The sequence below is a fragment of the Streptomyces sp. NPDC104313 genome (genome assembly GCF_055583985.1).
In genome coordinates this window covers 168,192-187,850 of the sequence record NZ_JBVJMW010000013.1, presented here as the reverse complement: position 1 = coordinate 187,850, position 19,659 = coordinate 168,192, and the positions used below count along the sequence as shown (strand labels likewise).

Genomic DNA, 19,659 nt, shown 5'->3' with positions numbered 1-19,659 from the left:
CGGTCTCCGGGGCGGTCTCCGGGGCGGTCTTCAGGGTGCATGGATGCTTCGTACGTCAGCTCTTCTCGAACCGGAAGCCGACGCCCCGGACGGTGGCGATGTAGCGCGGATTGGCGGCGTCGTCGCCGAGCTTCTTGCGCAGCCAGGAGATGTGCATGTCGAGGGTCTTGGTGGAGGACCACCACGTGGTGTCCCAGACCTCGCGCATCAGCTGGTCGCGGGTGACGACCCGGCCGGCGTCCCGGACCAGGACCCGCAGGAGGTCGAACTCCTTGGCGGTGAGCTGGAGTTCCTCCTCGCCCATCCAGGCGCGGTGCGACTCGACGTCGATCCTGACCCCGTGCGTGGCGGGCTGCGGTACGGGCTCGGCGGCCCCGCGGCGCAGCAGGGCTCGGACCCGGGCGAGCAGCTCGGCGAGCCGGAACGGCTTGGTGACGTAGTCGTCGGCGCCCGCGTCCAGGCCGACAACCGTGTCGACCTCGTCGGCGCGGGCCGTCAGCACCAGGATGGGGATGGTGTGGCCGCCGGCCCGGAGCCTGCGGGCGACTTCGAGACCGTCCATTCCGGGCAGCCCCAGGTCGAGTACGACCAGGTCGATGCCGCCCTGGAGTCCGGCGTCGAGCGCGGTCGGACCGTCCTGACGGACCTCGACCTCGTAACCCTCCCGACGCAGTGCGCGGGCCAGTGGCTCCGAGATGGATGCGTCGTCCTCGGCGAGCAGTACACGGGTCATGGACTGATGGTAGTCCGGCCGGAGGCTCCGAAGTGAGGCCCACGACGTCGCCTGCGGGTCAGCGCCACAAAGCGGACGGGGGCCTTTGAATAGGGGAGTGTAATTCCATCCGGACCTGTGATCCATGTCTCAAGTCCTTTCATATCCTGCTGTGTCGTGTCGTATGGTGTCCCAACGCCTGTTGCACTACTCAAGGACCTTTGGGCAGCCATGAGCGCCAAGGGTCCCTTTTGTGTGCGGGGCCGGTTCCCGCCGGCTCCTTCTGAGTGAATGACCTGTGGGCCGGGCCCGGAGCGCGAGGAAGCGCGACGGGTGTGGATCCCGACGCGGTTCTTCCCCGCTCCGCCGCCACGTCTCCGTCAGGAGCCCGGCCGCACGGAGCACGTCCCTCTCAGGCGTGGGGATGGGGTATGCCGCGCCGGTGCCGGCTGCCCCCCACCGGGCGCGTACAGCTCACGAGGCGTCGCGTCCCGACCAGCAAGGATCGACCATGGCGTCCAGCCTGACGAAGGACTCGCCCAGTTCCGGCGAGCAGACCTTCTTCGGCCACCCCCGCGGTATGGCCACCCTGTTCATGACGGAGATGTGGGAACGCTTCTCCTGGTACGGGATGCGCGCCATCCTCACCCTGTACCTGGTGGCCGCGGTGCTCGACGGCCCCCTTGAGGGCCGGGAGGCGCTCGCCGCCTCCATCTACGGTGTCTACAACGCCGTCGTCTACATGGCAGCGATGCCCGGCGGCTGGGTCGCCGACCGCCTCTGGGGCGCCCGCAAGGCCGTTCTGGTCGGCGGCATCGTCATCGCGCTGGGCCACTTCACCCTGGCGCTGCCGAGCGACATCGCGTTCTTCTTCGGCCTCGCGCTGATCGCGGCCGGTACGGGCCTGCTGAAGCCGAACATCTCGGCGATGGTGGGCGCGCTCTACGAGGGCCAGTCCAGCGCCCGCCGGGACGCCGGTTTCACCCTCTTCTACATGGCGATCAACATCGGTGGCTTCGCCGCCCCGCTGCTGGTCGGCTACCTCGGCGAGAACGTCAGCTGGCACCTCGGCTTCGGTGTCGCCGGTGTGGGTATGACCCTCGCGGTCGTCCAGTACGCGCTGGGCTCCAAGCACCTCGGCGACATCGGCAAGCTGCCCGCGAAGCCCGCCTCCCCCGAGGAGCGGCGGCAGATGCTGCGCAAGGTGGGCCTGTGGTCCGGCGTCGCGGTCGCGGCGCTGCTGATCGACCTGGCACTGGGCACGTACGACATCGAGCACATCGTCAACGTCCTGGCCGTGCTGGGCATCGTCGTGCCGGTCATCTACTTCATCTCGATCTTCCGGGACCCGGCACTGACCCAGGAGGACCGGCCGAAGATCAAGGCATACGTGTGGTTCTTCATCACGGCCGTGCTCTTCTGGATGATCTACGACCAGTCCGGTTCGCTGCTGACGATCTTCGCGGACAACAAGACGGACCGCCTCATCGGCGGCTGGGAGTTCCCGGCCTCCTGGCTGCAGTCGGTCAACCCCGCACTGGTCATCATCCTGGCCCCGATCTTCGCCACGCTCTGGGTCAAACTGGCCACGCGCAACCGTGAGCCCAGCACGCCGATGAAGTTCGCGCTGGCGATGCTCCTCATCGGCGGCTCCTTCGGCATCATGGGCCTGGCGGGCGCGGCCGCGGCGAACAGCGACACCGGCAAGGTCACCGTCTTCTGGCTGCTCGCCGTCTACCTGGCGCAGACCATGGGCGAGATGTGCCTCTCCCCGGTCGGTCTGTCGCTGTCCACGAAGCTGGCGCCGAAGATGTTCGTGGGCCAGATCATGGGCCTGTGGTTCCTGGCCACATCGACGGGCAACGCCCTGAACGGCTGGACCACCAAGCTCAACGCCCCGTTGGGCGACGCCGCGTACTACACGTTGCAAGCGATCGTGGCGGTCGCCGCCGGTATCTCCTTCATGGTGGCGGGACGCAAGATCCGCGCACTCATGGGCAACGTCAAGTAGCTGTCCCGATCACGCCCGGGGCACGACAGCGGGTCCGCACGAACATCTCGTGCGGACCCGCTGTCGTTCGGTCCGGGCGGTCGCGACGGCTACGTGGTCTTGACCCCGACGCTCCGCAGGAAGCGCTGCGAGCAAGTCCAGAGCATGGCGGGGGCTCCGCCCGGAGAAGCGCTCTCCGCACGGAGCCCGCTCTCTCCGCACGGAGCCCGCTCGTGGTCCCGGTTCAGCGGGTGCCGCGCAGCCTCCGCCACGGCGTGAAGGTGAACACCGCGCCGCCCAGCAGGATCGCCGTGCCGGCCACCAGGCCGAGCGCCCTCAGCGCACCGTCGCCCTCGGCCCCGGTGGCGGCCAGGCCACCGCCGGAGTCCGTGCCTCCGCCGGACGCCGCGGCTCCGCCGGAGTCCGCCGCGCCACCGCTCCCGCTGCCGCCGGACGCGCCGCCCGGCTGGGCGGAGGTGTCCAGCTCCAGGGAGGCGGCCACGCCCGCGGGCGGGGTGCAGGTGGTCGTCGTACCGGCCGCCATCACCGTCAGGACACCGGGGCTGAGCGTGGACCTGCCGCTCGCTCCGGGCTTGTACGTGCCGGTGAGGTCGGGGATCTCGATCGGGGCGCCGGTCTTGATGACCTCCTTGTTCAGCGGCCCCTCGACCTTGACCGTGCCGTTGTCCGCCCCACCGAGCTTGACGTCCATCGACGGCTTCACCTGGCCCGCCGGGATGTCGATCGGGCTGTCCATCACGGACTTGCTGAACTTCACCGTCAGGTCGTACGCGCCGCCGCTCTTCTTGGCGCTGATCCGGACCGGCGAGGTGGCGTTCTTGTCCCCGATCGGGGTCTTGCACGCATAGGCGACGGACACCTCCTTGCCGGGGAAGTCGGTCTCCCCGCCCGCGCCACCGGTGCTGCCTCCGGAGGTGCCTGAGGTGGTGCCTCCGGAGGTGGTGCCTCCCGCGTCGGTCGCGCCCGATGTCGTACCTCCGGAGTCCGCGCCGCCGGACGTGGTGCCTCCGGCATCCGTGCCGCCGGATGTCGTGCCGCCCGTGGTGGTGGTGCCGCCCTCGGTGACCTTGATCGTGGCGCCCGGCCGGACCGCTTCCTTCGGCGCGCACTTGGTGTCCGTGGAGATCGGCTTGGACACGTTGATGGTGTACGCGCCCGGCGTCAGGGTGATCTCCCCGGCGGCCTCCAGTTTCAGCGTGCCCTTCATGTCGGGCAGCACCATGGGGCTGTTCTTGGGAATCGGCGGGTTCTGCCGCGGGCCCTCCAGCTTCAGTTCTCCGCTCGCCGAACCGCCCAGGGTGACGGTTCCGGTCGGCTTGACCGTGTCCGCTGCCAGGTCCAGCACATCCGGGTTCTTGGACGCCGCCTCGACCGTCTTCCAGACGACCTCGACCTCGTCGCCCACCTTCGCCTCGGCCGGGGCGATCAGCTCCACCTTCGTGGTGCCCTGCACCGCGGGCAGTCCCGAGATCGGCGGCGGAACGCACTCCGTCGCGTAGCTGACCTCGGCGGCCCGGGCCGGACTCGCGGCCATCAGGATGCCCGCGCCGCCGAGCATCAGCGCGATTCCGGCCGCGCTCATCCTCCGTTGCGTGCTCACGCTTGTCCCTTCGTCGTGGGTCGGGGTCGGTTCTCCGACGGTGCGGAAGCCGGGGTGAACCACGGCAGCACGGCCGTGGTCGTGTCAGTGGTCGCGTCAGTGGTCGTGGTCGTGTCAGTGGTCGCGCTCATGGCCGTGGTCGCGTCCTGGCCGGCGCCCGTGCCCGCGCGCCCGCGCGGCTTGGTCCTCCGTCGCGTGGCCGGCGTCCGCGTGCGGTGCGACCCGGCGGGACGGGGCCGGACCTTGTCCACGACCGCCATGCCGATACGGAAGACGGCCGCCGGGAGGACCAGACAGAGCAGGACCCAGAAGAGCGTGACGCCCCAGGGGCGACCGACCCCCCACGGCTGTTCGGCCAGCACTTTCTTCCCGTACCGCAGGGAGACCTGGTAGTCGCCGTGCGCGCCCGCCGACAGTTCCACCGGCAGCTTGATCTGCGCCTTGGCGCCGGGCTCGACCGTGCCGCGCCACTGGCGCTCCTCCCACCGCGGCGCGTAGACGCCGTGCGCGGTGCCGATCTCGAAGACGGGGTCCTTGACGGGCGCGGACCCGAGATTGCCCACGGTGAAGACGAGCCGACGGGCCGGCGGGGCCCCGAACCAGGTGAGCAGGGAGCTGTCACCCTCCAGGCGGGTGGTGGCCAGCACCGCGAGCTTTCCGTCGCCGGTCTGCTCCGGCAGGTCCGCCGTGGGGTGGCCCGCCACGGTGAACACCGCGTCGGCCAGGGCCTGTTCACCAGTCACCGTGGCGACGTGCACCACGCAGGGGCACGGCTTCGGCGGTTCGGTGACCGGCAGCTTCTTGCTGAAGGCGCCCTTCTTGTCGGTGGTGACGGCGCGGCCGTCGGCGTTGGCGCAGGAGTTGGTGCCGCCGACCACGCCCCGCTCCGGCGTGGACCGACCGCAGATCAGCAGCATCAGCAACGCCTCGGCGCGCCAGCCGCTGCCGCTGACGGTGATCTCTCCACCCTTGCCCGCCTCCTTCTTGGACAGGCTGACGGTGGGATCGCCGTCGGCCGCCCGCGCGCCCGGCGCGGTCAGGACGAACAGGGCGGGCAGGAGGGCCAGAAGAGCGGCCAGGAACAGGAGGGCGGGCGACGCGGTGCGCCGGAAGGCTCGGGGGCCGGGCTGCCGCGTCACGATTCCGCTCCCGCCTTCACCGGGGGTCCCGCCTTCACCAAGGGCCTCGTCTCTGTGGTCGGTTGCCTGTCGTCATCGGCTTCCGTGTCCGAGGTCGCCGGGGTCGGTGGAGTCGCCTGGGTCGATGGGGCCGCCTGGATCGCCGAGGTCGGTGAGGTGTCCGACGGGCCCTGGGCCCCGCGCCGGGTATGTCGCCGCCGGTACGCCCTGGAGCCGAGCAGGGCCAGGCCGCCGAGGACCAGCAGCCCGCCGCCGACGGCCGGGGCCACCGGGACGTATGTCGCCGAGGCCTCGGCCTCGTCCCGGGCGCCCCCCGGCGCGGTGACCCGCAGCCGTACGGTGACCGCGTCCAGGACCGGAGCGTCGGGCCAGGGTTCGGTCCGCTCCACCCGCCGACCGGGGGCCAGCTCCAGCGGCAGGGGCCGTTCCGGGCGGTCCAGCAGCACGCCGGACATCCCGTCGGCGCGTACCGCGAGCCGGGGCTCCAGCATCACGTTGCCCCGGTTGACCAGGGCGTACCGGATGGTCCCGCCGGAAATCTCGACGTCCTCAACGGTGAGCGCCGCCAGCGTCGGACCGCCGATCCGGACCCGGACCGGTACGCGGACCTCCTCGTCCCCGTCGTCGGCCACGACCTCCCCGGAGGCGTCGCCGGGCACCGCGTCCGGCGGCACCGTGAGGGCGAGCGGCACCTCGGCGCGGGTCCGGGCCGGGACGGTGACGGTGCCCTCGGCGAACCCGATCCAGGCCCCGGCCCGGCCATCGCCCCGTAGTCGTACGGTCAGCGGGGCGCGGCCGGAGTTGGTCACCGCGAGACGGTCCTGGAGGGCCGTGCCGGGGGTGCCCTCCAGATAGACGTACGGCCTGGCGTCCCGGTCGGCGGCTGAGCCGGCGGGCCGTGCCGTCCAATCCGCCGGGCCGTCGTCGGCGGTCGCGGCGGGGCCGTTCGGGCCGTCTGCGGCGGCCGGGAGCGGTGTGAGCGCGCACAGCAGCGCGGTGAGCGCCGCCGTGAGGACGAGCAGCGCCCGGCGGAGGCGCGGGGTGGGTGGCGACATGGGCGGCTCCTCTGCCTTCCGGCGGCGATGCTGCGCTGCGCGCTGTCCTGAGCTGTGCTGTGCTGTCCCTGAGCTGCGCTGAGCTGCCCCTGTGCTGTGCTGTCCTGGGCTGTGCTGTCCTGTGCTGTCCCTGAGCTGTCCTGTGCTGTCCCTGAGCCTGTGCTGTCCTGGGCTCAGCCGGCGGAGTGCTGTCCTCGCCGGGTCAGCCAGAGCACTCCGGCCGCCCCGCTCAGCAGCACGGTGCCACCGAGCGTGCCGAGCGCCGCCACCGAGTCCAGCGGGCCGGTGCGAGGCAGTTCACCGCCTCCCGAAGCGCCGCCGGTCGAACCTCCGGTGGACGCGCCGCCCGTCGAACCGCCGGTGGACGCGCCGCCGTCCGATGAACCGCCCGCCCCCTGGACGTCCAGTTCGAGAGAGGGACCGGGGCTGTTCTTGGGTGTACAGGTGGTGGTCGTACCGAGGGCCTTGATGGTGAGGACCCCGGCGGTGAAAGTGACCTTGCCGCTCTTCTTCGGGGTGTACGTCCCCGACAAGTCACTGATCTTTATGGGGGTGTTGGCCGGAATCGCCTCGCTGTTCGCCGGGCCCGTGGCCTGGATCCTCCCCTGCTCCGCGCCGCCCAGTTCGATCACGGCGCTCGGGCTCATGGCCCCTTTGCCCAGCTCGACCGGGCTGGAGGAGACGCCCTTCTGGAAGGACATGGTGAGCTTGTAGCCGTCGCCGCTCTTGACGCCCTTGATATCGATGGGCGAGACCGCCCCTTTGGGCCCGATGGGCGTCACACACTGGTAGTTGACGTCCACGACCTCGGCGTACGCGGCGGGCGCGCCCGCCACCACGATCGAGCCGGCCAGCGCAGCCGCCAGCGCGAGAGTTGTCCGCTTCTGGTTCGACACCTCGTGTTCCCCTCATGCCGGACGCCGCCGCGCGCCACAACCCGTACGGGCGCACATTACTGACGGCACATCAGATTTGGCGCTCAAGGTACGCCCGGGGCCTGATGGAGGGAAGACAAAGAGCGCGCCGATCCGGCGCGCTCCTGTCGGTGCGGGTGAGAGGTACGGCTGAGACGTGCCGGTGAGGCGTATGGGTGAGGAGTGCGGGAGAGGGTCGCGGCTAGGCGGGTGCGGCGAGCTCCGCCCAGACCGTCTTGCCGGGGGCGTCCGGAGTGCGCAGGACGCCCCAGTCGAGGCAGAGGCGCTGCACGATGAACATGCCGTGCCCACCGGGCCGGCCGGCCCGGTGGGGCGTACGGGGTGCGGGCTGACCGGCTCCCCGGTCGACGACCTCGACCCGCAGCACCTTGGAGGTGTGGCCGATCCGGATCTCCTCGGGGCCCTCCGCATGGAGACAGGCGTTGGTCACCAGCTCGGAGACGACCAGCAGGACGTCCTCGGCGGCGGCCCGGCGGTCCGCGGTGGACGCCGGGAGCCAGCCCCAGTCGTGCAGCGCCTGCCGGGCGAAGTCACGGGCCGTCGGAACAATGCCGCCGGCCTGCCCGAGCGAGAGCGTGCGCCACTGCCGCTCGGCCGGGACGGTCGAGGCTGCGCCCGCTCCGTCCGGCTCGCGACCGAGGTCGCCCGGCGGATACTGCCGGGTGGTGCTCATCAGCGCTTCACCTCACCGATTCGCCATGTCGCCATGTCGCAGTTGAACAGATAGTGATCAGTTACCGAGTGTGCCGGAGCCCTTGCGGGGCACCGCCGGGGTGTCTCCTGCCCTGCCGTGTCGCAACAACACCCCCTTGAGCCACACGATCGCGTGACGCGGCCGACATCGGGGACATCCGCGGTCGCACGTTCACGCCGGCTCAGGTGGCCAGGGCCTCTTCGAGCGTGGCGTGGACGGTGAAGACCGCCTCCGCGCCGGTGATCTCGAACACCCTCGCCACGACGGGCCGCATTCCGGCCAGATGAACTCCGCCGCCGACCGCCTCCGCCTTGAGGCGGGCACCGAGCAACACGTTCAGTCCGGTGGAATCACAGAAGTCCAGGCGGGAACAGTCGACCACCAGACGCGAACGCCCCTGCTCGACCGCGCTCTCCAGGGGCTCGCGCAGTAGATCGGCGGTGTGGTGGTCGAGCTCACCCACCGGCGTCACGACCTCGCTGCGCCCCTCGGTCCGGGCCTCGACCTGAAGTCGACCCCGGCCGACACTGCCGACCGTCCCGCGGTCCATGCCTGTCCCTCTTCGCCGTCCGTCACTGTGCGCGTCACTGCCTGTGCGGCTGCATGCGTAGCTACCGCCGACGTGCGTAAAACAGTACGCGTTCCGTACGCGACACGGTAGTCGAAGACCTCAACAAACCGGACATATAACAGTAATTGGCGCTTGTCACTGCTGGTCAGGACCGGGTATGGGTAGAGGGACACCCGAAACACGACCGGCTTTGGAGGCGCCGCTTCACCGCAGGAACACGTAGGGGCATCGGCAGCCATATGCCGAGAACGATGGAGGAGACCATGTCACCCCGGCTCGACGAAGCGCGTACCCACAACGCGCCGTCGGCATGTCCTCAGGGACCGACCGATTCCGACTCCCCCGCCGCGATCGCCGTTCCCGGCCCGCGCACCAGCTCCACCAGTGCCACCGGCACCACTGGCACCACCAGCACCACCTCAGACTTCTCCGGCGCGGTCGGCGAGGGACTCGAAGGGCTTCCCGAGATCCCGCCCTACGCCGAAGTGGGCGCTCTGGACGCCAGGGCCCTGTCGAAGACGCTTTTCGAGCGGCTGGAGTCCCTCGAAGAGGGCACACACGAGTACAGCTACGTCCGCAACACCCTCGTCGAGCTCAACCTCGCGCTGGTCAAGTTCGCCGCCTCCCGGTTCCGATCCCGCAGCGAGCCGATGGAGGACATCGTCCAGGTCGGCACCATCGGCCTGATCAAGGCGATCGACCGGTTCGAGCTGAGCCGCGGCGTGGAGTTCCCCACGTTCGCGATGCCGACGATCGTCGGCGAGATCAAGCGCTTCTTCCGTGACACCAGCTGGTCCGTGCGGGTACCGCGCCGGCTCCAGGAGCTGCGGCTCGACCTGGCGAAGGCCGGCGACGAGCTCTCCCAGCAGCTGGACCGCGCGCCCACCGTGGCGGAGCTGGCCGAGCGCCTCGGCATCACCCCCGACGAGGTCGTCGAGGGCATGTCCGCGAGCAACGCGTACACCGCGAGCTCGCTGGACGCCAAGCCCGAGGAGGACGACAACGAGGGCGCCCTCGCGGACCGCATCGGCTATGAGGACCACGGTCTCGAAGGGATCGAGTACGTCGAGTCGCTGAAGCCGCTGATCGCCGCGCTGCCCTCCAGGGACCGGATGATCCTCTCGCTCCGCTTCGTCAGCAACATGACGCAGTCGGAGATCGGCGAGGAGCTGAACATCTCGCAGATGCACGTGTCCCGGCTGCTCTCCAGGACACTGACCAAGCTCCGCAAGGGTCTGACCCTGGAGGAGTGACCCCGACGCGGCCCGCTGTCCCGCCACGGGGCCCCGCGGGCCGGTCGTGCAGCACCGCGGAAGGACCCGCCCCGGATACCGGGAGCGGGTCCTTCCGCGTGTCGGGGCGGTCCTTCCGCATGTCGGGCAGGCTCCTTCCGCAATCGGGGCGGGTCCTTCCGCATGTGTGGGCGTCGGGCCGGATCGGCTACTCACCCGCGCTGAGTACGCCACCGGAGGCGTCCGGTGGTCGCGGGCTCGTAGCGTTCGGTCGTGAACGCACCCCGGACCCAGCTCCGCCCCCGCCCCTGGTACCGCACGGCCCCCCTCGGCGCGTCCTCCCGCGTCCGCGTCTTCCCAGGTCCCGCGCCGCCCGTGTCCTCGTCCTCCTCTGCGCGGCGCTCGTCGCGGCGGCGGTGCTCGCCGCACTCACCTGGCTGTGGAACGGGTCGCCGTACCCGGAGGCCGACCCCGACCGCATCGCCGTCCGGCTCAAGGGCCAGGCCCAACGCGCCTACGACGATGCCTCCCTGCCCGGCCGACCCGATGGGGGCCCGGCCCGGGTGGAGACGGCAACGTGCTCCTACCGAGGGCTGCGCGGCCTGGCCCACATCGACCGCGGCCGCCCCGACGTCAGAAGCTTCGACCTCGACTGGCGGGTGACGGCGGTCCCGGAGGACGTCGCCCGGTCCGGCCTGCACCGGACGCGTGCGCGCCTGGTACGCGAAGGCTGGACCTTCGTCGACACCGGCGTCGACAGGACCGGCTTCCGCTTCCGGAACCCGAACAACGAGGACCACGTGGACGCGCGCTGGTACCGGGAGACGGGAACGTACGCCGTCAGCGCCTACGCGGACTGCGGGAAGCTCCCCGACGGCTTCGACGACCTCGCGTGGCCGGAGGCCGAGTGGGCCCCGGCGCCGGTCCCCGGAGCGCCCGTCACACCACCCGTCGGCCGCTCCGCCAGACCGCGCTGACCAGCGGGACGCCCGGGCGGTAGGCGAGGTGGACATGGCTCGGGGCGTCGAGGAGGACCAGATCGGCGCGGGCGCCGGGGGTGATCCGGCCGATGTCGGTGCGCCGCAGGGCGGCGGCCCCGCCGGCGGTGGCCGACCAGATCGCCTCGTCCGGAGTCATCCCCATGTCGCGAACCGCCAGCGCGACGCAGAACGGCACGGACGAGGTGAACGACGAACCGGGGTTGCAGTCCGTGGAGAGCGCGACGGTGGCCCCCGCGTCGAGGAGGCGGCGGGCGTCGGGCCAGGTGGCGCGGGTCGAGAACTCCGCGCCCGGGAGCAGCGTGGCCACCGTGTCGCCCTGGCCGAGCGCGTCGACGTCCGCGTCGGTGAGGTGGGTGCAGTGGTCGGCCGAGGCGGCGTCGAGCTCGACGGCGAGCTGGACGCCGGGGCCGTAGCTCAGCTGGTTGGCGTGGACACGGGGGTGCAGCCCCTTGGCGCGGCCCGCCGTGAGGATGGCGCGGGCCTGGTCGCCGTCGAAGGCGCCCTGCTCGCAGAACACGTCGATCCAGCGGGCGTGCGGGGCACAGGCCTCCAGCATCGGGCCGGTGACCAGGTCGACGTACCCGGCGGGATCGTCGGCGTAGTCGGGGGACACGATGTGGGCGCCGAGATAGGTGACCTCGTCGGTGTGGCGGGCCGCGATCCGCAGGGAGCGGGCCTCGTCCTCGACGGTGAGCCCGTAACCGGACTTGGTCTCGAAGGTGGTGGTGCCCTGGCGCAGGGCCTCGGCGAGGTAGCGGGCGACGTTGGCGGAGAGCTCCTCGTCGGAGGCGGCCCGGGTGGCGGCGACGGTGGTGCGGATACCGCCGGCGCGGTAGGGCTGCCCGGACATGCGGGCGTTGAACTCCTCGGTGCGGTCGCCCGCGAAGACCAGGTGGGAGTGGGAGTCGACGAAGCCCGGGATCACCGCGCGGCCGGCCGCGTCGAGGACGTTGTCAGTGGCGGGTGCTTTGCTGGATTCACCGGTCCAGACGATGCGGTCGCCCTCGATGACGACGGCCGCGTCCTGGATCAGGCCCAGGGGGGTCCCGTTGCCGAGGGAGGGGTCATTGGTGACCAGGCTGGCGATGTGGGTGACGGCGGTGGTCGTCATCTGGAGAGTGTTCTCCTTGCGTTCCGGGAGTTCCGGGAGTTCCGAGGGGGCCGGGGTGCTTGCGCGTTCCGGGGTGCTTGCGCGTGCCGGGAGTTCAGGCGCGCCCGGGGTCAGCCGTGCAGGGCGGCCACGGCCTCGGCGAGCGCCCGGGGCACGTCCTCGATCCGTGTGTGACGGCCGTCCCGGACGAGGTGCCGGCCCGCCACGACCGTGTGCCGCACATCAGCGGCGGAGGCGGCGAATACGGCGGTCTCCGCTGCCAGTCGGGGCACCGGTCCGGCCGTCCTGACGGAGTCCAGGGCGACGGTGGTCAGATCGGCGGGGGCGCCCGGCTCCAGCACGCCCGCGTCGGGGCGGCCGAGTGCGGCGTGCCCGTCGGCGGAGGCGGCCCGGAGCAGGGCGGCGGCCGTCCAGTGGCCCCGGATGTGCGTGCGCAGCCGCTCGTTGAGCTCCATCGCGCGCGCCTCTTCGAAGAGGTCGATCACGGCGTGGCTGTCGCTGCCCAGCGAGAGCGGCGAGCCCGCCTTCTGGAGGGCGGCGGCGGGGCCGATGCCGTCGGCCAGGTCGCGTTCGGTGGTGGGGCACATACAGGTGCCGGTGGCCGAGGAGCCGAGCAGCTCGATGTCCGCCCCGGTCAGGTGCGTGTTGTGGATGCCGGTGGTGCGCGGGCCGAGGATGCCGTGGTCGGCCAGCAGCCGGGTGGGGGTGCGGCCGTGGGCGGCCTGGCAGGCGTCGTTCTCCGCCGTCTGCTCGGAGAGGTGGACGTGGAGCGGGGCGTTCCGCTCCTCGGCCCACTGCGCGACGGTGGCCAGCTGTCCGGCCGGGACCGCCCGGACGGAGTGGACGGCCGCGCCGATGAGGGTGTGGTCGTCGCCCTTGAGGAGGGAGGCGCGTTCCGCCCAGGCCTCGGCGGTGGTGTCGGAGAAGCGCAGCTGGTGCCGGTTGGGCTTCTCGCCGAATCCGGCGGCGAGATAGGCGGTGTCCAGCAGGGTGATCCGGATCCCGGCCTCGGCGGCGGCCGCGATCAGCGCCTCGCCCATGGCGTTCGGGTTGGCGTAGGGGGTGCCGCCGGGGGTGTGGTGCAGATAGTGGAATTCGCCGACGGAGGTGATGCCGGCCAGGGCCATTTCGGCGTAGGTGGCGCGGGCCAGGTCGAAGTAGGTGTCCGGGGTGAGCCGGGAGGCCGTCCGGTACATCAGCTCGCGCCAGGTCCAGAAGGTGCCCGAGCCGACCTGGACGGTGGCGCGCAGGGCCCGGTGGAAGGCGTGGGAGTGGGTGTTGGCGAGGCCGGGAAGGGTCAGACCGCGCAGCGCGGTGGCACCGGGTGGTGGCGCCTCGACCCCGGTCCTGATCCCGGCGATCCGGCCGTCCGCGACGTCCAGGGTGACGCCCGGCTCGACATGCGTGCCGAGCCAGGCGTGGTCCATCCAGTACGTCGCGGTGACGGGTGCGCCCGTCGTCCGGTGTGTCAGCTGCACGCGAGACCTTCCAGTACGTCGGCGAGTGTCCCGACCCCGGCCGTGCAATCGTCCTCGGTGGCGTGCTCGGCGGGTGAGTGCGAGATGCCGGTGGGGTTGCGTACGAAGAGCATGGCGGTGGGCGCCGAGGCGGACAAAATACCCGCATCGTGGCCCGCTCCGGTGCCGAGGACGGGCACGGGCCGGCCCGTGTCGCCACCTGTCTCCAGGATCTTGCCGAGCTCGTCGCGCAGGGCGTGCTCGAACTCGACGACGGGCGTGAACGACTCGCGCACGACGTCGAGGTCGATCCCGGCCCGCTCGGCGTACTGGCGGGCGGCGCGCTCGATTCCGGCGACGACGGCGTCCAGGGTGGCCTGGTCGGCGGCGCGGGAGTCGAGCCAGCCGCGCACGAGGGAGGGGATGGCGTTGACCCCGTTGGGCTCGACCGCGATCTTGCCGAAGGTGGCGAGAGCGCCGGTCAGTTCGGCCTCGCGGCGGGCGGCGAGCACGGTCTCGGCGTAGGTGAGCATCGGGTCGCGGCGGTCGGCGAGGCGGGTGGTGCCCGCATGGTTGGCCTCGCCCCGGAAGTCGAACCGCCAGCGGCCGTGCGGCCAGATGGCGGAGGCGATGCCGACGGGGTCGCCGGTCAGGTCGAGGGCGCGGCCCTGCTCGACGTGGAGCTCGACGAACGCGCCGATCCGGGCGAGCCGTTCCGGGTCGGGGCCGATGGTCCCGGGGTCGTATCCGGCTCCCTCCATGGCGGCGGGCAGGGCGATCCCGTCCCCGTCGCGCAGCCGGTGGGCGTCGGCGACGGCGAGCTGTCCGGCTGCCAGCCGGGACCCGACGCAGGCCAGTCCGAAGCGGGCGCCTTCCTCGTCACCGAAGTTGGTGATCGCCAGCGGCCGGGTGAACTCCACTCCCCTGCGGTGGAGTTCATCGAGCGCGGCGAAGGAGGACACCACGCCGAGCGGACCGTCGAAGGCGCCGCCGTCCGGGACGGAGTCCAGGTGCGAGCCGGTGACGACGGCGTCCCCGGCCAGGGGGTCGCCGAGCCAGGCCCACTGGTTGCCGTTGCGGTCGCTCTCGTACGTGAGACCGCGCGCCTCGGCCTGCGCGCGGAACCAGGCCCGGCAGTCGAGGTCCGCCGGGGACCAGGCGTAGCGCCGGTAGCCGCCGCTGTCGGGGTGGCGCCCGATGGGGGCCAGCTCCCGCCACATCGAGAGGAAGGAGTCACCCGCGCGCCACTGCTCCCGGGTGCCGGAGGAGGTGGCGGGCGCGCCCCCGGACATGCCGGACGGCATCAGCTGCCCTCCGTCATGGGGACGCGTACGCCTTGGTCGGCGGCGACGTTCTCGGCGATGTCGTACCCGGCGTCCACGTGGCGGATGACGCCCATGCCCGGGTCGTTCGTCAGCACGCGGCGGATCTTCTCGCCCGCCAGTTTCGTGCCGTCCGCGACGGACACCTGGCCCGCGTGGATGGAGCGGCCCATGCCGACGCCGCCACCGTGGTGGAGGGAGACCCAGGAGGCCCCGGAGGCGACGTTGACCATGGCGTTGAGCAGCGGCCAGTCGGCGATGGCGTCGGAGCCGTCGAGCATGGCCTCGGTCTCGCGGTACGGGGAGGCGACCGAGCCGCAGTCCAGGTGGTCGCGGCCGATGGCCAGCGGGGCGGCCAGCTCGCCGCTCGCGACCATGTCGTTGAAGCGCTCGCCGGCCTTGTCACGCTCGCCGTAGCCGAGCCAGCAGATGCGGGCGGGCAGGCCCTGGAAGTGGACGCGCTCGCCGGCCATCTTGATCCAGCGGTGCAGCGACTCGTTCTCCGGGAACAGCTCCAGCATCGCCTTGTCGGTCTTGTGGATGTCGGACGCCTCGCCGGACAGCGCGGCCCAGCGGAAGGGCCCCTTGCCCTCGCAGAAGAGGGGGCGGATGTAGGCGGGGACGAAGCCGGGGAAGTCGAAGGCGCGGTCGTACCCGGCGAGCTGGGCCTCGCCGCGGATGGAGTTGCCGTAGTCGAAGACCTCGGCGCCGGCGTCCATGAAGCCGACCATGGCCTCGACGTGGCGGGCCATCGACTCACGGGCGCGCTGGGTGAAGTCGGCGGGATGGTCGGCGGCCAGGTCGGCCATGTCGTCGAAGTCGACGCCGAGCGGCAGGTAGGCCAGCGGGTCGTGGGCGCTGGTCTGGTCGGTGACGATGTCGATGGGCGCGCTCTCCGCGAGCATTCGGGGCAGCAGTTCGGCGGCGTTGCCGAGGAGGCCGATGGAGAGCGGGCGGCGGGCGTCGCGGGCCTCGACGGCGAGCTGGAGGGCGTGCTCCAGGTTGTCCGCACGCACGTCCAGGAAGCGGTGCTCGATCCGGCGCTCGATGGCGCGCGGGTCGCAGTCGACGCAGATGGCGACGCCGTCGTTCATGGTCACGGCGAGCGGCTGGGCACCGCCCATGCCGCCGAGCCCGGCGGTCAGGGTGATCGTCCCGGCCAGCGTGCCCCCGAACTTCTTGGCCGCGACGGCGGCGAAGGTCTCGTAGGTGCCCTGGAGGATGCCCTGGGTGCCGATGTAGATCCAGGACCCGGCGGTCATCTGGCCGTACATGGTGAGTCCGAGCGCCTCCAGGCGGCGGAACTCCTCCCAGTTGGCCCAGTCGCCGACCAGGTTGGAGTTGGCGATGAGCACGCGCGGCGCCCACTCGTGGGTCTGCATGACGCCGACCGGCCGCCCGGACTGGACGAGCATCGTCTCGTCCTGCTTGAGCGTCTGAAGGGTGCGGACCATCGCGTCGAACGAGCGCCAGTCGCGGGCGGCCTTCCCGGTGCCGCCGTAGACGACGAGCTTGTCGGGGTGCTCGGCGACCTCGGGGTCGAGGTTGTTCTGCAGCATCCGCAGGGCGGCTTCCTGCTGCCATCCCAGGGCGGTCAGTGCGCTGCCGCGTGGTGCCCGTACGGGGCGGGGTCCTGACATGGCGGTGCCTCCTCGCGACGGTGAAAATCTATTCACATCCTGATGCTCTGAATAGTCGTAGTCAACAGGTGCGCCTCGCGCCACGGCCGGGAACAGGTTCTGCCCAAGGGCTGTCCCGTAGCCCCTGGCGGGACCGTGACGACAGCTACGGCACCTCGCCGCACTGCCGGAACGCCCGAATACACCCAGTACGCGGACGCCCCTCCGCCTTGCGATGCCTTGTGATGGCTTCTGATGGCTTGCGATGGCTTGCGATGGCTTGCGATGCACCGCATCCGAGGCCGGGCGCCGATCCACCAGGGATCGCGGGACAGCCCACAGCCACGCGGAAGCCGAACCGGAGGCATTCATGAGCACTGCCGACACACCCGCGCCGACGGAACCCGGGGGCCGCGGCGCCCAGGAGGCGCCCGGAGGATCGCCGCCCCTCAAACGCGCCCTCGGCACCAAGCTTCTGATCCTCTTCGTCATCGGCGACATCCTGGGCACCGGCATCTACGCGACCACCGGGAACGTGGCGGGCAGGGTCGGCGGCGCGCTGTGGCTGCCGTTCGCGATCGGCTTCGCCGTCGCCCTGCTGACGGCGGCCTCGTACGTGGAACTCGTCGGCAAGTACCCGAAGGCGGCCGGGGCCGCGCTCTACACCCAGAAGGCGTTCAAGACCCCCTTCCTGACCTTCGTCGTCGCCTTCATGGTGATGTGCTCGGGCCTCTCCTCGGCGAGCGCGGCGGCGCGGGCGTTCAGCGGCGACTACCTGGGGGAGTTCACCGACGCGATGCCGCCGACACTGGTCGCGATCCTGTTCGTCCTCGCCCTCGCCGCGATCAACCTCCGCGGGGTCGCCGAGTCGGTGAAGACGAACGTCGTCCTGACCCTGGTCGAGGTCAGCGGACTCGCGGTGATCCTCGCGATCGGCGCGTACGCCGTGTTCAGCGGCGAGGGCGAGCCCTCCCGGCTGACCCAGATCGAGACCGGCGGCACCGGATACGCCCTGCTCACCGGGGTGCTCGGCGCCACCGCGCTGGGCTTCTTCGCGTTCGTCGGTTTCGAGGACTCGGTCAACATGGCCGAGGAGACCAAGAACCCCGCCCGCGCCTTCCCCCGTGCGATCTTCATCGGGGTGGGCATCACCGGCACCGTCTACGTCCTGGTCGCCCTGGTCTCCTCGCTCCTGGTCGACTCCCGCACCCTGGCGGGCTCCAGCGGTCCACTGCTGGAGGTGGTGAAGGCCGGTGGCGTCGATTTCCCGCCGAAACTCTTCGCGCTGATCGCCCTGTTCGCCGTCACCAATTCGGCGCTGATCAACATCATGATGGCCTCGCGGCTCTGCTACGGCATGGCCAACGAACGCATCCTGCCGCCCGCGATGGGCAAGGTGCTGGCCGGCCGCCGCACCCCCTGGGTCGGAATCGTCTTCGTCTCCCTCCTGGCCATCGGCCTGGTCTCCACCGGCGAGATCGAGGGGCTCGGCGACACCACCTCGTTCCTGTTGCTCTGCGTCTTCGCCGTCGTCAACATCGCCGTACTGGTGCTGCGCAAGGACCGCGTGGACCACCGCCACTTCCGTACGCCCACGGCGCTTCCGGTGCTCGGCGCGCTCACCTCGCTGATCCTGGCGAGCCCGCTGGCCGACCGGGGCTCCGACGTGTACGTCCGGGCCGGGATCCTGCTGCTGATCGGACTCGGGCTGTGGGCGCTCAACAAGGCGGTGATGAGGCGGTGATGACGGTCCGCGAGAAGTAGGGCGCTCCGGGCGCCCGGGCGCCCGACGGGACGCCGCCCACCGCCACCGCGTTCCGGCCGCTCCTTTACACCGCGGCCCGCATGTACCAAAGGAAAATGCCAGAACCTCCACCTGCCGTGAGCACGATGCGTAGCCTCGGCGCTACAGCCGTACGCCACGTCGGGAGGGGAGATCCGCGTGCCCGGAATCGACGAGTGCCTGCTCGAAGTCATGAGGCTGCCCGGCGCCCGGGGCGCCTCGGTGGTCGACTGGACGAGCGGTCTCGCCCTCGGCACCATCGGGGAATCCCCCAACGGCGACCACGAGGCGACCGCCGTCGAGACCGCGGAGGTCGCCCGGTTGACCGCCGAGCAGCCGGCCTTCGCCCACCTCGCCCAGGACAACGGCGCACAGCACCCCGGGCAGCCGCCGAGCACCCCCGTCGAGGACGTCATCGTCACCACCCACGACGGGTACCACCTGCTCCGGTTCGTCGAGACGGCTTTCGACAGCAGCGTCTTCCTGCATCTGTGGCTGGACCGCTCCGAGGGCAATCTCGCGCTCGCCCGGATGCGGCTCGGCGAGCTGGCCCAGCTCCTGGTGCTGGCATGAGCGCGATAGCCGCCGACCCCGACACCCCCGGCACGGACCGGCTTCCGGTGCTCTCCCCGATGCTCCAGCGCCTCGCCGCCGAGCGCGCCACCGGCGCCCTGATGCGCGACCGCGGCACGCTCTACCTCGCCGACGGCCAGGTGGTGCACGCCGAAAGCCCCGCCACCCCCGGCATCGACGTCCTGCTCACCACCGGCGGGACCCTGCGCCACGAGGGCTGGTGGGACGCCGTGGCGCAGGCCGGGGCCCACCGCCGGGTCGGCCGCTATCTCGTCGACAGCGGTCATGTGCCGGGCGGGGCAATGGAGTTGTGCCACCTCGGCGCGCTGTACGACGCCGCGTTCTTCGCGCTCGCCCCGACCGGGACGCCCGCCCGCTTCCGCTACGGGGTGGCGCACTGGATCGGTCCGGTGCGCCCGGTTCCGGTGTCCGCCGTGGAGCGCGAGACGCTGCGCAGACGGGAGTTCCTGGACCGGATCTGGCCCGACCCCGCCTGCGACAGCGCACCACTGCTGCGGACGGCGGCGCATCCGTCCGACGCCCCGGTCCCGGCCCGGCGGCGCCGGCTCCTGGAGCTGGCCGACGGGGCCCGTACGGCCTCGGACATCGCACAGGCGCTGGGCCGCTCCGCGTTCCACATCCTGGTCGACCTGCGGCGGCTGGCGGCGGCCGGCCTGGTGGAGGCGGTCCGCTTCCAGCCCCTGTCGGCCGCATCCCCACCCGGCCGGATCACGCTCCCCGAGGTGACGGCCGACCCCGATATCGCCCTGCTGCGCCGGCTGCGAGACGCATTGGAGGCCCTGTGATACGCGCGCTCAGACAGCGTGCCGGGAGGAGACAGCTG

The 19,659-nt window shown here is 71.5% G+C and carries 17 protein-coding genes; 6 read left to right on the top strand and 11 right to left on the bottom strand.

Annotation, left to right across the window (positions count from 1 at the left end; all coding sequences use genetic code 11):
* Positions 1-55: 55 nt before the first annotated feature.
* On the bottom strand, positions 56-733 hold the full coding sequence (locus ACZ60Q_RS27530; RefSeq protein WP_073804947.1) for a response regulator transcription factor: 678 nt from the start codon (positions 731-733) through the stop codon (positions 56-58).
* Positions 734-1,223: 490 nt separating this feature from the next.
* On the opposite strand from ACZ60Q_RS27530, the gene ACZ60Q_RS27525 reads away from it, so the two are divergent.
* On the top strand, positions 1,224-2,723 hold the full coding sequence (locus ACZ60Q_RS27525) for a peptide MFS transporter (protein ID WP_469639888.1): 1,500 nt from the start codon (positions 1,224-1,226) through the stop codon (positions 2,721-2,723).
* 223 nt (positions 2,724-2,946) lie between these two features.
* Here the strand turns inward: ACZ60Q_RS27525 and ACZ60Q_RS27520 are convergent, their stop codons facing one another.
* From ACZ60Q_RS27520 to ACZ60Q_RS27495, 6 genes are all read right to left on the bottom strand, one after another.
* Entirely contained in the window at positions 2,947-4,305 is a 1,359-nt protein-coding gene (locus ACZ60Q_RS27520) for a hypothetical protein (protein WP_469639998.1), read from the bottom strand.
* Positions 4,306-4,319: 14 nt separating this feature from the next.
* Positions 4,320-5,462, bottom strand: a complete 1,143-nt coding sequence (locus ACZ60Q_RS27515) for a hypothetical protein (RefSeq protein ID WP_469639886.1) — start codon at positions 5,460-5,462, stop codon at positions 4,320-4,322.
* Positions 5,459-6,517 carry a COG1470 family protein gene (locus ACZ60Q_RS27510; protein WP_469639884.1) on the bottom strand — a complete coding sequence of 353 codons (1,059 nt, stop codon included), beginning with the start codon at positions 6,515-6,517 and terminating at the stop codon, positions 5,459-5,461. The genes ACZ60Q_RS27515 and ACZ60Q_RS27510 overlap by 4 nt, the downstream gene beginning before the upstream one ends.
* Before the next feature lie 173 nt (positions 6,518-6,690).
* Positions 6,691-7,413: a peptidase gene (locus ACZ60Q_RS27505; RefSeq protein ID WP_469639882.1), complete on the bottom strand. Its 723-nt coding sequence runs from the start codon at positions 7,411-7,413 to the stop codon at positions 6,691-6,693.
* 220 nt (positions 7,414-7,633) lie between these two features.
* Positions 7,634-8,125 (bottom strand): ATP-binding protein, encoded by a 492-nt coding sequence (locus tag ACZ60Q_RS27500; protein WP_469639881.1) that lies wholly within the window; start codon positions 8,123-8,125, stop codon positions 7,634-7,636.
* Positions 8,126-8,327: 202 nt separating this feature from the next.
* The gene (locus ACZ60Q_RS27495; RefSeq protein WP_469639879.1) at positions 8,328-8,696 is read right to left on the bottom strand and encodes an STAS domain-containing protein; all 369 of its coding nucleotides are present in this window, start codon (positions 8,694-8,696) and stop codon (positions 8,328-8,330) included.
* A 284-nt stretch (positions 8,697-8,980) separates the two neighbouring features.
* Here ACZ60Q_RS27495 and ACZ60Q_RS27490 point away from each other — a divergent pair, with 284 nt between their 5' ends.
* Together ACZ60Q_RS27490 and ACZ60Q_RS27485 are read left to right on the top strand one after the other, a co-directional pair.
* Complete coding sequence (locus ACZ60Q_RS27490) at positions 8,981-9,970, top strand: RNA polymerase sigma factor SigF (protein ID WP_469639997.1); 990 nt, start codon at positions 8,981-8,983, stop codon at positions 9,968-9,970.
* Positions 9,971-10,089: 119 nt separating this feature from the next.
* Positions 10,090-10,926, top strand: coding sequence for a hypothetical protein (locus ACZ60Q_RS27485; RefSeq protein WP_469639878.1), 837 nt, complete (start codon positions 10,090-10,092; stop codon positions 10,924-10,926).
* Here the strand turns inward: ACZ60Q_RS27485 and hutI are convergent.
* The 4 genes from hutI to hutU all read right to left on the bottom strand — a co-directional run bounded on the left by hutI (position 10,889) and on the right by hutU (position 16,480).
* A complete protein-coding gene (gene hutI, locus ACZ60Q_RS27480; protein ID WP_469639876.1) occupies positions 10,889-12,061 on the bottom strand; it encodes an imidazolonepropionase in 1,173 nt (390 codons plus the stop codon). The two genes, ACZ60Q_RS27485 and hutI, sit on opposite strands and share 38 nt — an antisense overlap.
* Positions 12,062-12,171: 110 nt before the next feature.
* Positions 12,172-13,539 (bottom strand): formimidoylglutamate deiminase, encoded by a 1,368-nt coding sequence (locus ACZ60Q_RS27475; protein WP_469639874.1) that lies wholly within the window; start codon positions 13,537-13,539, stop codon positions 12,172-12,174.
* Positions 13,530-14,822: an allantoate amidohydrolase gene (locus ACZ60Q_RS27470; protein WP_469639873.1), complete on the bottom strand. Its 1,293-nt coding sequence runs from the start codon at positions 14,820-14,822 to the stop codon at positions 13,530-13,532. Before ACZ60Q_RS27470 ends, ACZ60Q_RS27475 begins: the two co-directional genes overlap by 10 nt.
* The gene (hutU, locus tag ACZ60Q_RS27465; RefSeq protein ID WP_469639871.1) at positions 14,822-16,480 is read right to left on the bottom strand and encodes a urocanate hydratase; all 1,659 of its coding nucleotides are present in this window, start codon (positions 16,478-16,480) and stop codon (positions 14,822-14,824) included. The genes ACZ60Q_RS27470 and hutU overlap by 1 nt, the downstream gene beginning before the upstream one ends.
* A 349-nt stretch (positions 16,481-16,829) precedes the next feature.
* Here hutU and ACZ60Q_RS27460 point away from each other — a divergent pair, with 349 nt between their 5' ends.
* From ACZ60Q_RS27460 to ACZ60Q_RS27450, 3 genes are all read left to right on the top strand, one after another.
* Positions 16,830-18,203, top strand: a complete 1,374-nt coding sequence (locus ACZ60Q_RS27460) for an APC family permease (RefSeq protein WP_469639869.1) — start codon at positions 16,830-16,832, stop codon at positions 18,201-18,203.
* Between the two features lie 198 nt (positions 18,204-18,401).
* Positions 18,402-18,815, top strand: a complete 414-nt coding sequence (locus ACZ60Q_RS27455) for a hypothetical protein (RefSeq protein ID WP_469639867.1) — start codon at positions 18,402-18,404, stop codon at positions 18,813-18,815.
* Entirely contained in the window at positions 18,812-19,621 is an 810-nt protein-coding gene (locus tag ACZ60Q_RS27450) for a transcriptional regulator (protein ID WP_469639865.1), read from the top strand. Before ACZ60Q_RS27455 ends, ACZ60Q_RS27450 begins: the two co-directional genes overlap by 4 nt.
* Positions 19,622-19,659 lie beyond the last annotated feature (38 nt).